Source organism: Streptomyces sp. NPDC043878, assembly GCF_056435735.1.
Genome location: NZ_JBWKDW010000013.1, coordinates 1 through 13,243, shown reverse-complemented (window position 1 = coordinate 13,243; position 13,243 = coordinate 1). Strand labels below are relative to the sequence as shown.

The 13,243-nt window shown below is 71.1% G+C and carries 15 protein-coding genes; 11 read left to right on the top strand and 4 right to left on the bottom strand.

Features of this window, described 5'->3' with window-relative positions:
• Positions 1–177: 177 nt before the first annotated feature.
• The 3 genes from AC07AZ_RS19140 (at position 178) to AC07AZ_RS19130 (ending at position 2,519) form a co-directional block, all read left to right on the top strand.
• The gene (locus AC07AZ_RS19140; protein WP_478849166.1) at positions 178–534 is read left to right on the top strand and encodes a hypothetical protein; all 357 of its coding nucleotides are present in this window, start codon (positions 178–180) and stop codon (positions 532–534) included.
• Positions 535–656: 122 nt separating this feature from the next.
• Complete coding sequence (locus AC07AZ_RS19135; RefSeq protein WP_478849164.1) at positions 657–1,763, top strand: amidohydrolase family protein; 1,107 nt, start codon at positions 657–659, stop codon at positions 1,761–1,763.
• An 18-nt stretch (positions 1,764–1,781) separates the two neighbouring features.
• Complete coding sequence (locus AC07AZ_RS19130) at positions 1,782–2,519, top strand: nucleotidyltransferase domain-containing protein (protein WP_478849162.1); 738 nt, start codon at positions 1,782–1,784, stop codon at positions 2,517–2,519.
• 39 nt (positions 2,520–2,558) lie between these two features.
• Here AC07AZ_RS19130 and AC07AZ_RS19125 read toward each other — a convergent pair whose 3' ends face one another.
• The 4 genes from AC07AZ_RS19125 to AC07AZ_RS19110 all read right to left on the bottom strand — a co-directional run bounded on the left by AC07AZ_RS19125 (position 2,559) and on the right by AC07AZ_RS19110 (position 6,385).
• Positions 2,559–3,569 carry a COX15/CtaA family protein gene (locus AC07AZ_RS19125; RefSeq protein ID WP_478849543.1) on the bottom strand — a complete coding sequence of 337 codons (1,011 nt, stop codon included), beginning with the start codon at positions 3,567–3,569 and terminating at the stop codon, positions 2,559–2,561.
• A gap of 236 nt (positions 3,570–3,805) precedes the next feature.
• On the bottom strand, positions 3,806–4,522 hold the full coding sequence (locus AC07AZ_RS19120) for an ABC transporter permease (RefSeq protein WP_478849541.1): 717 nt from the start codon (positions 4,520–4,522) through the stop codon (positions 3,806–3,808).
• A 47-nt stretch (positions 4,523–4,569) separates the two neighbouring features.
• On the bottom strand, positions 4,570–5,493 hold the full coding sequence (locus tag AC07AZ_RS19115) for an ABC transporter ATP-binding protein (protein WP_478849160.1): 924 nt from the start codon (positions 5,491–5,493) through the stop codon (positions 4,570–4,572).
• A gap of 31 nt (positions 5,494–5,524) precedes the next feature.
• The gene (locus AC07AZ_RS19110) at positions 5,525–6,385 is read right to left on the bottom strand and encodes an AAC(3) family N-acetyltransferase (RefSeq protein ID WP_478849158.1); all 861 of its coding nucleotides are present in this window, start codon (positions 6,383–6,385) and stop codon (positions 5,525–5,527) included.
• Between the two features lie 161 nt (positions 6,386–6,546).
• On the opposite strand from AC07AZ_RS19110, the gene AC07AZ_RS19105 reads away from it, so the two are divergent.
• Genes AC07AZ_RS19105 through AC07AZ_RS19070 form a run of 8 tightly spaced genes read left to right on the top strand, consistent with a single transcriptional unit; the run spans position 6,547 to position 13,128 of the window.
• A complete protein-coding gene (locus tag AC07AZ_RS19105) occupies positions 6,547–7,299 on the top strand; it encodes a helix-turn-helix transcriptional regulator (protein WP_478849156.1) in 753 nt (250 codons plus the stop codon).
• Positions 7,296–8,717 carry a Fe-S cluster assembly protein SufB gene (gene sufB / locus AC07AZ_RS19100; protein ID WP_478849154.1) on the top strand — a complete coding sequence of 474 codons (1,422 nt, stop codon included), beginning with the start codon at positions 7,296–7,298 and terminating at the stop codon, positions 8,715–8,717. Before AC07AZ_RS19105 ends, sufB begins: the two co-directional genes overlap by 4 nt.
• Positions 8,718–8,776: 59 nt before the next feature.
• Positions 8,777–9,958, top strand: a complete 1,182-nt coding sequence (gene sufD, locus AC07AZ_RS19095) for a Fe-S cluster assembly protein SufD (RefSeq protein ID WP_478849152.1) — start codon at positions 8,777–8,779, stop codon at positions 9,956–9,958.
• Positions 9,958–10,287 (top strand): non-heme iron oxygenase ferredoxin subunit, encoded by a 330-nt coding sequence (locus AC07AZ_RS19090; protein ID WP_478849150.1) that lies wholly within the window; start codon positions 9,958–9,960, stop codon positions 10,285–10,287. The genes sufD and AC07AZ_RS19090 overlap by 1 nt, the downstream gene beginning before the upstream one ends.
• A 7-nt stretch (positions 10,288–10,294) precedes the next feature.
• The gene (gene sufC, locus AC07AZ_RS19085; protein ID WP_478849148.1) at positions 10,295–11,059 is read left to right on the top strand and encodes a Fe-S cluster assembly ATPase SufC; all 765 of its coding nucleotides are present in this window, start codon (positions 10,295–10,297) and stop codon (positions 11,057–11,059) included.
• Complete coding sequence (locus AC07AZ_RS19080) at positions 11,056–12,312, top strand: cysteine desulfurase (RefSeq protein WP_478849146.1); 1,257 nt, start codon at positions 11,056–11,058, stop codon at positions 12,310–12,312. Before sufC ends, AC07AZ_RS19080 begins: the two co-directional genes overlap by 4 nt.
• 19 nt (positions 12,313–12,331) lie before the next feature.
• On the top strand, positions 12,332–12,799 hold the full coding sequence (gene sufU / locus AC07AZ_RS19075; protein ID WP_356048010.1) for a Fe-S cluster assembly sulfur transfer protein SufU: 468 nt from the start codon (positions 12,332–12,334) through the stop codon (positions 12,797–12,799).
• Positions 12,796–13,128, top strand: coding sequence for a metal-sulfur cluster assembly factor (locus AC07AZ_RS19070; protein WP_362665776.1), 333 nt, complete (start codon positions 12,796–12,798; stop codon positions 13,126–13,128). Before sufU ends, AC07AZ_RS19070 begins: the two co-directional genes overlap by 4 nt.
• Positions 13,129–13,243 lie beyond the last annotated feature (115 nt).

Here is a 13,243-nt window from a genome sequence, read left to right as displayed (position 1 = left end):
TTTGGGTGGCGCTGTCCCCTCTGTCCCCCCCCCCCCCCCTCTTCCCCCCCTCTCCTGCTCCCTTTTCCTTCTCTCCCCCCCTCCCCCCCCCCTCCCCCCCCCCCTCCCCCCCCCCCCCCCCCCCCCCCCCCCCCCCCCCCCGTCGCCGTTGGATCTACCCGTGGGTAGCATCTGGCCATGGCAGACACGCAGCAGGTTGACGAGGGCACGGACGCCAGGCAGGCCGCGAAGGCCGAGCGCGCGGCGGCCCGGCTCGCCAAGCAGATCGGCGGCTTCTCCACGGCGCACGGCGGGGCCGAGGGCCAGGTCGCCTACCTCGGACAGCGCGGGGCGCGGATCGTGCTCGTCGGCGCGGACGGCGGCTGGGGCGACCTCGTCGCACCCTCCTACGCGGTGGCCGAGCGGGCGGTCGAGAAGGCCGGCATCACCGTCCACGAGGCCTTCGACGGCGAGTTCGCCGCGAGGGTGACGACCGGCCCGTACGAGTGGACGCGCATGGCGGGCATCCAGATCGGCGGCCCGAAGAACCCCTGAGGCGCCCGGCGCCCGGCGCGCATTCACACGGCGTGTGCGAGAGCATCACCTGACGCCCGGTTCACCCGTTAGGACCGTATGAGTCCATATGAGGACGCGGTCCACGCGCGCGGGGAGTCCGGATGATCGAAACGCCGTCCCTCGTGGACCAGTACTGCCACGGCGTGCTGAGAACGGAGCTGGGTCTCGGCACCTTCGAGGCCCAGCTGGCCCGCACCGAGGGCCCGCCCGCGCCCGGCACCACGCTGTTCGACACCCAGACGGGCTTCGCCGTACGCCGCTGGTGCCCCCCGCTGCTCGGCCTGGAACCGCACTGCCCGCCCGCCCGCTATCTCGCCCGGCGCCGTGAACTCGGCGTATGGGAATCGGGCCGCCGGCTGCTGCGCGGCAGCGGCATCACGACCTACCTGGTCGACACCGGGCTGCCCGGCGACCTCACCGGAGCCGCCGAGATGGCGTCGGCCGGAGCCGCCGAGGCCCGCGAGATCGTGCGCCTGGAGCTGTTGGCCGAGCAGGTCGCCGACACCTCCGGCACCGTCGAGTCCTTCCTCGCCAACCTCGCCGAGTCGGTGCACGGCGCCGCCGCGAACGCCGTGGCGTTCACCTCCGTGGCGGGCGTGCGGCACGGGCTCGCCCTGGCGCCCGAACCGCCCGGCCCGGGGGAGGTGCGGGGGGCGGCCGGACGGTGGCTGGCCGGGCGCCGGGTCGGGGGCGAGCTGAGCGACCCGGTGCTGCTCAGACACCTGCTGTGGATCGCCGTAGCCTCGGGGCTGCCCCTTCAGCTGCACGCCGGACTCGGCGAACCGGGCCTGCGGACCGACCGCACCGACCCGGTCCTGCTGACCGACTTCGTGCGGGCGACGGCCGGGCTGGGCACGGACCTCGTCCTGCTGCACGGCTACCCCTACCACCGGCACGCCGCCCACCTCGCCGGCGTCTTCCCGCACGTCTACGCCGACTCGGGCGCCGCCCTGGTCCGCACCGGTGCCCGGGCCGCGACCGTCCTCGCGGAGATCCTGGAGCTGGCCCCCTTCGGCAAGATCCTGTTCGCCAGCGGGGCCCACGGCCTGCCCGAGCTGCACGTCGTGGGGGCGCGGCTGTTCCGCGAGGCTGTGGCGCGGGTGCTCGGCACCTGGGTCGCCGACGGCGCGTGGTCGCTGGCGGACGCGCAGCGGGTGGCGGGCCTGATCGCGGCGGGCAACGCCCGCAGGGTGTACGGGCTGGAGTGAGCTGTACAGACTGGACCGATGCAGACCGACGCGTTACTCGACCGCTTCCTCGCCGAACTCACGGCGCTCGCGCCCGTCGCCGTCTGGGCGCACGGTTCGCTCGCCGGGGGTGACTACCAGGAGGGCCGCAGCGACCTCGACCTGCTCGCGGTGCTCGGCAGGCCCGTGACCCTGGCCACCGTCCGCCGGGTCGTCACCCTGCACCGACGGCTGCGCGCCGAGCCGCTCGCCCGCAAGCTGCACTGCAGCTACTTCGCCCCCGACGCGCTCGACGACCCGGAACAACGGCACCTGACCTGGGCGCACGACCATGTGATGCGCCGTCCGGTCACCCCCGTCACCCGGCGCGAACTGCACGTGTTCGGACGGGTGCTGCACGGCCGGCCCCCGGCCGGGCTGCTTCCGCCCGTGTCCGACGGGGAGGTCGGCGCGTTCGTCGTCCGCGATCAGCGGGACTTCTGGCGGCCGGCCGTCGACAAGGCACGCCCGTGGCGGCAGGACGACTGGGTCGACGTGGGGCTGACGACGTTCGCGCGGGCCACGGTGACCCTGCGCGAGGGACGGCTGATCACCAAGGGGGAGGCGCTGCGGGAGCTGCCCGGCCTCGGCGCACCGCCCGAGGTGGTGGAGGACGTCCGGCGCCGGCGCTACGAACGGCCGGCGCCGCCCACGGAGGAGTGGGTGACGCGCAGGGGCGAGCTGACCCGGGCCTACCTGGGCCCGGCGATCGACGCGCTGGTGACGACGTACGGGTGACGCGCGGTGGCGGTAACCGGCGCCGCCCGCCGGCGGTGACTACGCGCGCGTGCCCAGGGTGGCCTCGGCCGCCGGGCCCGGCAGGTCGACCACCTGGTCCGGGCGTTCGCGCAGCGCCAGCAGCACGCGCAGCACGGCGATCCACACCAGGCCCGAGCCGAGCATGTGCAGACCGACCAGGACCTCGGGCAGGTTCGTGAAGTACTGGACGTAGCCGATGACGCCCTGCGCGAGCAGCACCAGGAACAGTTCGCGGGTGCGGTGCAGGGGTCCCGCGGGGGCGTCGACCGCCTTGAGGACGAACCACAGGGCGAAGGTCAGCGTCACCACGATCCAGGCGAGCACCGCGTGCAGCTTGCTCACGGTCTCCCAGTCCAGCGGCATCCGCTCGACCTCGCTGGAGTCACCCGCGTGCGGCCCCGAGCCGGTCACCACGGTGCCCACGGCGATCAGCAGCACGGCGGCGGCGACCAGGAACCACACCATCTGCTGGATGGGTTTGCCGACCAGCGGACGGGGCGCCCCGTCGCCCTCCCGGGTGCGCTGCCACATCACGGTGGCGACCGCGATCAGCGCCGAGGACAGCAGGAAGTGCGCGGCGACCGTGTACGGGTTCAGGCCCACCAGCACGACGATCCCGCCGAGGATCGCGTTGCCCATCACGACCCAGAACTGCGCCCAGCCGAGCCGGGTCAGGGTGCGCCGGCGGGGCTTCTCGGAGCGGGCCGCGACGATCGCCCACCCGACGGCGGCGCACAGGACGTACGTCAGCATCCGGTTGGTGAACTCGATCACGCCGTGCACGCCCATGGCGCCGGTGGTGGTGAGCGAGTCGTCGGTGCACTTGGGCCAGGTCGGGCAGCCGAGGCCGGAGCCGGTGAGCCGTACGGCACCGCCGGTGACCACGATGACCACCGACATGACGAGCGCGGCGAGGGCCGCCCGCTGCACGGTCCGGGGATCCGGGGTCCAGCGGGCGGCGATGAAGGCGAGCGGGTTGCGGACGGCCGCTACGGCGTCGGCGCGGGTCACGTTGGGCACGCCCACCATCGTAGGCGGCCGCTTGTGCACGCGTTCACGAGGGTCGGGTCCGGGGCCGCCGCACAGCGTACGGTCGCGGCCGTCCCACGCGTGCGGTCCGGGGCCGCCTGCGCGTCTGGTCCCGGCGCGTCTGGTCCCGGCCGCCGCTCAGCGCCCGGTCCGGGGCCGCACACCCGTCCGGTCCGGGGCCGCAGCACGCGTCCGGTCCGCGCCCGCCGCACCGCGGGCGCGAGGTCCGGGCCGGGCTACTCCCAGCGGAAGAAGCGGCCGGCCGCGGCCAGACCCACGACCGCCCACACGGCGAGGATCGCCAGGTCGCCCCAGGGGGTTCCGGCGCCGTGCTGGAGGACGTCGCGCAGACCGTCCGACAGCGCCGAGATCGGCAGCAGGGCGAGGACGTCCTGCACCCCGGCCGGGAACCTGTCCAGCGGGACGATGACTCCGCCGCCGACCAGCAGCAGCAGGAAGACGAGGTTCGCGGCGGCCAGTGTGGCCTCCGCCTTCAGGGTGCCCGCCATGAGCAGGCCGAGCCCGGAGAAGGCGGCCGTGCCGAGGACCAGCAGGAGCAGCACGGTGAACGGGTTGCCGTGCGGCGACCAGCCCAGGGCGAAGGCGATCACCGTCAGCAGGATCACCTGGAGGACCTCCGTGACCAGCACGGACGCCGTCTTGGCCGTCATCAGGCCCCAGCGGGGGAGCGGGGAGGACGCGAGCCGCTTCAGGACGCCGTAGCGGCGCTCGAAGCCGGTCGCGATGGCCTGCCCGGTGAACGCGGTGGACATCACGGCGAGCGCCAGGATGCCGGGCGCCAGGAAGTCGACGGCCTCGCCCGCGCCGGTGTCGACGATGTCCACCGAGCTGAAGAGGGCCAGCAGCAGTGTGGGGATCACCACGGTCAGCAGCAGCTGCTCGCCGTTGCGCAGCAGCATTCTCGTCTCCAGCGCCGCCTGCGCCGCGATCATGCGGGGCAGGGGTGCCGCCCCCGGCGCGGGGGTGTAGGTGCCGGTGGTCACGCGCGCAACTCCTTGCCGGTCAGCTCCAGGAAGACGTCTTCGAGGGTGTGCCGCTCCACCGAGATCCTGTCCGGCATCACCCCGTGCTGCGCGCACCACGAGGCGACCGTGGCGAGCAGCTGCGGATCGACCTTGCCGACCACGCGGTAGGAACCGGGTGTCAGCTCGGCGGCCGTGCAGTCCGCGGGGAGCGCCTTGAGCAGGGAGCCGACGTCGAGACCGGGCCGGCCGGTGAAGCGGAGCGTGTTCTCCGCGCCGCCGCGGCACAGCTCCTCCGGGGAGCCCTGGGCGATGACCCGGCCCGCGTCGATGATCGCGACGTCGTCGGCGAGCTGCTCGGCCTCGTCCATGTGGTGGGTGGTGAGGATCACGGAGACGCCGTCGGCGCGCAGGTCCCGCACGAGGTCCCAGGTCGCGTGCCGGGCCTGCGGGTCGAGCCCCGCGGTCGGCTCGTCCAGGAACACCAGTTCCGGGCGGCCCACCACGGCCATCGCCAGCGCGAGCCGCTGCTGCTGCCCGCCGGAGAGCCGGCGGTAGGTGGTGCGTCCGCAGCTGCCGAGGCCGAGGCGCTCGATGAGGGCGTCCACGTCCAGCGGACGGGCGTGCAGCCGGGCGACGTGCCGGAGCATCTCGTCGGCCCGCGCGCCCGGGTAGACCCCGCCGGACTGCAGCATCACGCCGATCCGGGGCCGCAGGGCCGCGGACTGTCCGACCGGGTCGAGGCCCAGGACGCGCACCGTGCCGGCGTCCGGCCTCCGGTACCCCTCGCAGGTCTCGACCGTGGTCGTCTTGCCCGCCCCGTTGGGGCCGAGTACGGCGGTCACGCCCGGCCGGGCCACCAGGTCGAGGCCGTCCACCGCGGTCTTCCTGCCGTACCGCTTCACCAGGGCCTGGACCTGGACCACGGGCTCACTTCGCATGGGTCCAGAGTCTAGGTACGCCGGCTGCCGCTCAGAGGTGGGGGTCCCCCCGTTCGAGCGGAGCCGAGAGTGGGGGAGGGGGCGGGAGCTCCTCCTCACGGGGCCGGTGCAGGGCGAGCCACCGCTCCGCGTAGGCCACCGCGTCCGCCACCGGGAACAGCCGCGCCTCGGCCGCGCCGACCTTTCCGCGGACCACGGGACGGCCGGCGGGGCGGTCCCGCTCGAAGTCGTGGCCGAGCTCGTCGAACCGTTCCGAGGAGATCGACACCTCGGTCACCACCTCCCAGCCCAGCGGCCCCGGCCGTCCCACCCGCACCAGCGGGGACGGGATGCGGTACTCGGCCAGATGGAAGGCCGTGCAGGTCGCGTAGCCCGCGCCCAGCAGCAGGACCCGGGCGCCGAGCGCCTCCAGCCGGGCCAGCGGGCTGCGCTCGCCGAGCCGGCAGTCGGGGGCGTGGTCGCCGACGATCTCCGCCGCGCGCGGTCCGAGGGCCGCGAACGAGGTCTGCGGGTGGGCGCTGCGCAGGGCGCCCGGCCACGTCCGAACGGTCTCCGGGACGACGCCGACGCCGCGTGAGGGCGTGACCAGCGGGTCGTAGCCGGGCATCGAGGCGCGGATCGCCGTCCACCACTCCTCGGGCACCGCCGGGTTCGCCCACAGCGCCGGGTCCGAGAGGTCGCCGGTCTGGGTGGGGACCACGAGCGTGCCGTCCGGGGCGAGCGCGTCGAGCAGTCCCCGGACCACCGCGACGGGGCCCCCGCAGACCCAGCCGAGGGAGCTCAGGGAGGAGTGGACGAGGAGGATCTCACCCGGTTGTACGCCGAGTGCGCGCAGCTGTGCGGCCATGGTGCCGCGGGTGACGAGAGGGCCGGTCGGAGGGGGTGTGGACATGTTTGGCGAGTGTTCCCCAAGGGACCGGGCCGCGCCACCCGTTCGATCGACAGCAGACCGTCGTCGCAGGTCGGATTAGGTGAACCTAAGTGATGCAGGGCACCGGAGCCCGGTTCGGACACGGCTTGCCTGCCCCTGAGGAATTACGCAACAATGGCGTTGTGAAAAACGTCGGTGAGGCTCGGGAGACCCCCACGGGGACCCCTCAGGAGGAGCTCGCGACCGGAGAGCGCTCGACGCGCAACCGGGTCGCGCGGTCCATCCTGGACCACGGGCCCTCGACCGTCACCGAACTCGCCGGGCGGCTCGGACTCACCCCGGCGGCCGTGCGCCGCCACCTCGACGCCCTCGTCGCCGACGGCGTCGCGGAACCCCGCGAGCAGCGGGTGTACGGCGCCCGGACGCGCGGGCGCCCCGCCAAGGTCTTCGCCCTGACGGACTGCGGCCGGGACGCCTTCGACCAGTCGTACGACGCGCTCGCCGCGGACGCCCTGCGCTGGATCCAGGAGCGGTTCGGCGGGGACGAGGCGGTCGTCGCCTTCGCGCGCGCCAGGATCGCCGAGCAGGCCGCCGCCTACCGTACGGCGATCGAGGCCGCCGCCCCCGAGGAGCGCACCGAAGCGCTGGCCAAGGCCCTGAGCGCGGACGGGTACGCTGCTACGGCGCGCAGCGCCCCCCTCCCGCGAAAAGGTGAGCAGCTCTGCCAGCACCACTGCCCGGTGGCCCATGTCGCGGAGAAGTTCCCGCAGCTGTGCGAGGCGGAGACCGAGATCTTCTCCCAGCTGCTCGGCACGCACGTCCAGCGGCTGGCGACCATCGCGCACGGCGACGGCGTCTGCACGACGTTCATCCCCAAGATTTCCCACACCACCCACAACGCATCTGCAAGCACGGCCGGGAGGAACCCCGCATGACGCTCCCCACGGAGACTGCCCACCCCGAGCTCGAGGGCCTGGGCAAGTACGAGTACGGCTGGGCCGACTCCGACACAGCCGGTGCCTCTGCCAAGCGCGGTATCAACGACGACGTCGTCCGGGACATCTCCGCCAAGAAGAGCGAGCCGGAGTGGATGACCAAGCTCCGTCTCAAGGGGCTGCGCCTCTTCGAGAAGAAGCCCATGCCCAACTGGGGCTCGGACCTCTCGGGGATCGACTTCGACAACATCAAGTACTTCGTGCGCTCCACGGAGAAGCAGGCGGAGTCCTGGGAGGACCTGCCCGACGACATCAAGAACACGTACGACAAGCTCGGCATCCCCGAGGCGGAGAAGCAGCGCCTCGTCGCCGGTGTCGCGGCCCAGTACGAGTCCGAGGTCGTCTACCACCAGATCAACGAGGAGCTGGAGTCGCAGGGTGTCATCTTCATGGACACCGACACGGCCCTCAAGGAGCACCCGGAGCTCTTCAAGGAGTACTTCGGCACCGTCATCCCGGTCGGCGACAACAAGTTCGCGTCGCTGAACAGCGCGGTGTGGTCCGGCGGCTCCTTCATCTACGTGCCGCCGGGCGTGCACGTGGAGATCCCGCTCCAGGCGTACTTCCGTATCAACACGGAGAACATGGGCCAGTTCGAGCGGACCCTGATCATCGTCGACGAGGGTGCCTACGTGCACTACGTCGAGGGCTGTACGGCCCCGATCTACAAGTCGGACTCGCTGCACAGCGCCGTGGTCGAGATCATCGTCAAGAAGAACGCCCGCTGCCGTTACACGACCATCCAGAACTGGTCGAACAACGTCTACAACCTGGTCACCAAGCGCGCCGTGGCGTACGAGGGCGCGACCATGGAGTGGATCGACGGCAACATCGGTTCCAAGGTCACCATGAAGTACCCGGCCGTCTACCTGATGGGCGAGCACGCCAAGGGCGAGACCCTGTCCATCGCCTTCGCGGGTGAGGGCCAGCACCAGGACGCCGGCTCCAAGATGGTCCACATGGCGCCGAACACCTCCTCCAACATCGTCTCCAAGTCGGTGGCGCGCGGCGGCGGCCGCACCTCCTACCGGGGTCTGGTCGAGATCGGCGAGGGCGCCCACGGCTCCAAGTCGAACGTGCTGTGCGACGCGCTGCTCGTCGACACGATCTCCCGCTCCGACACCTACCCCTACGTGGACGTCCGCGAGGACGACGTGTCCATGGGGCACGAGGCGACCGTCTCCAAGGTCAGCGACGACCAGCTCTTCTACCTGATGAGCCGTGGCATGACCGAGTTCGAGGCGATGGCGATGATCGTGCGCGGCTTCGTCGAGCCGATCGCGAAGGAACTCCCCATGGAGTACGCGCTCGAACTCAACCGGCTGATCGAGCTGCAGATGGAAGGCGCGGTCGGCTGAGACCGCCGCCCGACGCAGCCAGCGAACACTGACGCAGGAAAGAGAGCAGACCGACAGCCATGGCTGAGGCTACGAATATCCCGGTGGGGTCCACCACCGCCGGCCAGATCGCGGTGGCCGCCGAGTCGACCGTCGCCACGCGCATGAGCGCGCCGCCGTCCTTCGACGTGTCGGACTTCCCGGTCCCGCACGGCCGGGAGGAGGAGTGGCGGTTCACCCCGCTGGAGCGGCTGCGCGGCCTGCACGACGGCAGCGCCGTCGCGAGCGGCGAAGGCGTGAAGGTCGACATCCAGGCCCCCGAGGGCGTCACGGTCGAGACCGTCGGCCGCGACGACGCCCGCGTCGGCAGGGCCGGCACCCCGGTGGACCGGATCGCCGCCCAGGCGTACTCGGCGTTCGAGAAGGCCGGCGTGGTCTCCGTCCCCAGGGAGACGGTGCTCACCGAGCCGATCCGCATCTCCGTGCACGGCCAGGGCGGGGTCGCCTACGGCCACCAGGTCATCGAACTGGGAGCCTTCGCCGAGGCCGTCGTCGTCATCGACCACACCGGTGACGCGGTGCTCGCCGCCAACGTCGACTACCTCCTGGGCGACGGCGCCAAGCTGACCGTCGTCTCGGTGCAGGACTGGGACGACAAGGCCGTGCACGTGGCCCAGCACAACGCGCTGATCGGCCGGGACGCCACCTTCAAGTCGTTCGTGGTCACCTTCGGCGGCGACCTCGTGCGCCTCCACCCGCGCGTCGCCTACGCCGGTCCCGGCGGCGAGGCCGAGCTCTTCGGCCTGTACTTCACGGACGCGGGCCAGCACCAGGAGCACCGCCTCCTCGTCGACCACAACACCCCGCACTGCAAGTCCAACGTCGCCTACAAGGGCGCGCTCCAGGGCGAGGGCGCACACGCGGTGTGGATCGGTGACGTGCTCATCGAGGCCAAGGCCGAGGGCACCGACACCTACGAGATGAACCGCAACCTGGTCCTGACCGACGGCGCCCGCGTCGACTCGGTGCCCAACCTGGAGATCGAGACCGGTGAGATCGTCGGCGCCGGCCACGCCTCCGCCACCGGCCGTTTCGACGACGAGCAGCTCTTCTACCTGATGGCCCGCGGCATCCCCGCCGACGAAGCGCGCCGCCTGGTGGTCCGTGGCTTCTTCGCCGAACTCGTCCAGCAGATCGGCGTCCCCGACCTCCAGGAACGCCTCCTCGTCAGGATCGACGAGGAGCTGGAGGCGTCGGTCTGATGACTGCCCCGTCGACGTTCCGACGCGCCTGCGGGCTGAGCGAGCTGGAGGAGGACACCCCGAAACGGGTGGAACTCGACGGCACGCCGGTCTCGGTCGTGAAGACCGGGGGAGAGGTGTTCGCGATCAACGACATCTGCTCGCACGCGAACGTCTCGCTCTCCGAGGGCGAGGTGGAGGACTGTCAGATCGAGTGCTGGCTGCACGGCTCCGCGTTCGACCTCCGCACCGGCAAACCGTCCGGCCTGCCCGCGACGCGCCCCGTCCCCGTATACCCCGTACAGATCGAAGGGGACGATGTGCTCGTCTCCGTCACCCAGGAGTCCTGAGGCACCCATGGCAACGCTTGAAATCCGAGACCTGCACGTCACCGTCGAGGCCGACAACGCCACGAAGGAGATCCTCAAGGGCGTCGACCTCACCGTGAAGCAGGGCGAGACGCACGCCATCATGGGCCCCAACGGCTCGGGCAAGTCGACTCTCGCCTACTCGCTCGCGGGTCACCCCAAGTACACGATCACCAGCGGCACCGTGCTGCTCGACGGCGAGGACGTCCTGGAGATGTCCGTCGACGAGCGCGCCCGCGCGGGCCTGTTCCTGGCGATGCAGTACCCGGTCGAGATCCCCGGCGTCTCGGTCTCCAACTTCCTGCGCACCTCCGCCACCGCCATCCGCGGCGAGGCCCCCAAGCTGCGCACCTGGGTGAAGGAGGTCAAGGAGACCATGCAGCGCCTCCACATGGACCCCGCCTTCGCCGAGCGCAACGTCAACGAGGGCTTCTCCGGCGGTGAGAAGAAGCGCCACGAGATCCTCCAGCTGGAACTGCTCAAGCCGAAGATCGCGATCCTCGACGAGACGGACTCCGGTCTGGACGTCGACGCGCTGCGCATCGTCTCCGAGGGCGTCAACCGCGTCCGTGAGTCCGGCGAGGTCGGCACCCTGCTGATCACGCACTACACGCGCATCCTGCGCTACATCAAGCCCGACCACGTCCACGTCTTCGCGGACGGCCGGATCGCCGAGTCCGGCGGTCCCGAGCTGGCCGACAAGCTGGAGAACGAGGGCTACGAGTCATACGTGAAGGGTGGCGCATCCGCGTGACACAGCTGCCGGGCCTCCTCGACACCGAGGCGATCCGCAAGGACTTCCCCATCCTGGACCGCCAGGTCCACGACGGTAAGAAGCTGGTGTACCTGGACAACGCGGCGACCTCGCAGAAGCCGCGCCAGGTGCTGGACGCTCTCAGTGACTACTACGAGCGCTACAACGCCAACGTCCACCGCGGTGTGCATGTGCTCGCCGAGGAGGCCACGGCGCTGTACGAGGGCGCGCGCGACAAGGTCGCCGCGTTCGTCAACGCCCCGAGCCGCGACGAGGTGATCTTCACCAAGAACGCCTCGGAGTCGCTCAACCTCGTGGCCAACATGCTCGGCTGGGCCGACGAGCCCTACCGGGTCGACCACGAGACCGAGATCGTCATCACCGAGATGGAGCACCACTCCAACATCGTGCCGTGGCAGCTGCTCGCGCAGCGCACGGGCGCGAAGCTGCGGTGGTTCGGCCTCACCGACGACGGCCGGCTCGACCTCTCCAACATCGACGAGGTCATCACGGAGAAGACGAAGATCGTCTCCTTCGTCCTCGTGTCCAACATCCTCGGCACCGTCAACCCGGTCGAGGCGATAGTGCGCCGCGCGCAGGAGGTCGGCGCGCTGGTCTGCATCGACGCCTCGCAGGCCGCGCCGCACATGCCGCTGGACGTCCAGGCCCTCCAGGCCGACTTCGTCGCCTTCACCGGTCACAAGATGTGCGGCCCGACGGGCATCGGCGTCCTGTGGGGCCGGCAGGAACTGCTGGAGGACCTCCCGCCGTTCCTGGGCGGCGGCGAGATGATCGAGACGGTGTCGATGCACTCGTCGACGTACGCTCCCGCCCCGCACAAGTTCGAGGCGGGCACGCCGCCGATCGCGCAGGCGGTCGGTCTCGGCGCGGCGATCGACTACCTCGACGCGATCGGCATGGACAAGATCCTCGCTCACGAGCACGCGCTCACCGAGTACGCGGTGCGCAGGCTCGCGGAGGTCCCCGACCTGCGGATCATCGGCCCGACCACGGCCGAGGACCGGGGTGCGGCGATCTCCTTCACGCTCGGCGACATCCACCCGCACGACGTGGGCCAGGTCCTCGACGAGCAGGGCATCGCGGTCAGGGTCGGCCACCACTGCGCCCGCCCCGTGTGCCTGCGGTACGGAATTCCTGCGACCACGCGAGCGTCGTTCTACCTGTACTCCACGCCGGCGGAGATCGACGCGCTGGTCGACGGCCTGGAGCACGTACGGAACTTCTTCGGCTGACGGACGGGACGACGATCACATGAAGCTGGATTCGATGTACCAGGAAGTCATCCTGGACCACTACAAGCACCCGCACGGGCGTGGTCTGAGGGACGGCGACGCCGAGGTGCACCATGTGAACCCGACGTGCGGCGACGAGATCACCCTGCGTGTGAAGTACGACGGCACGACGATCGAGGACGTCTCCTACGAGGGGCAGGGCTGTTCCATCAGCCAGGCATCCGCCTCCGTACTGAACGAACTCCTCGTCGGCAAGGACCTGGCGGACGCGCAGAAGGTCCAGGAGACCTTCCTGGAGCTGATGCAGTCCAAGGGCCGGATCGAGCCCGACGACGCGATGGAGGAGGTGCTGGAGGACGCGGTCGCGTTCGCCGGTGTCTCCAAGTACCCGGCGCGGGTGAAGTGCGCCCTCCTGAGCTGGATGGCGTGGAAGGACGCGACGGCCCAGGCCCTGGGCGGAGCCGAAGCCGAAAGGAAGACGGCATGAGCGAGACCGTTGAGATGAAGCCGGCCTCGGAGGAGGAACTCCGCGAGGCGCTGTACGACGTCGTCGACCCCGAACTGGGCATCGACGTCGTCAACCTCGGCCTGATCTACGGCATCCACGTCGACGACGCGAACATCGCGACGATCGACATGACCCTGACCTCGGCGGCCTGCCCGCTGACCGACGTCATCGAGGACCAGGCCAAGTCCGCCACGGACGGCCTCGTCAGCGAACTGCGCATCAACTGGGTGTGGATGCCGCCGTGGGGCCCCGACAAGATCACGGACGACGGTCGCGAGCAGCTGCGCGCGCTCGGGTTCAACGTCTGACACCCACCGGCACGGAGAAGGGGGGGGGGGGGTTCTTCCGGGGCCACGCCCGCCCTCGTTGGTAGGGTCAGGAGGCCCCCCCCCCCAACACGAAAACCAAAACTCACGAGGAAGG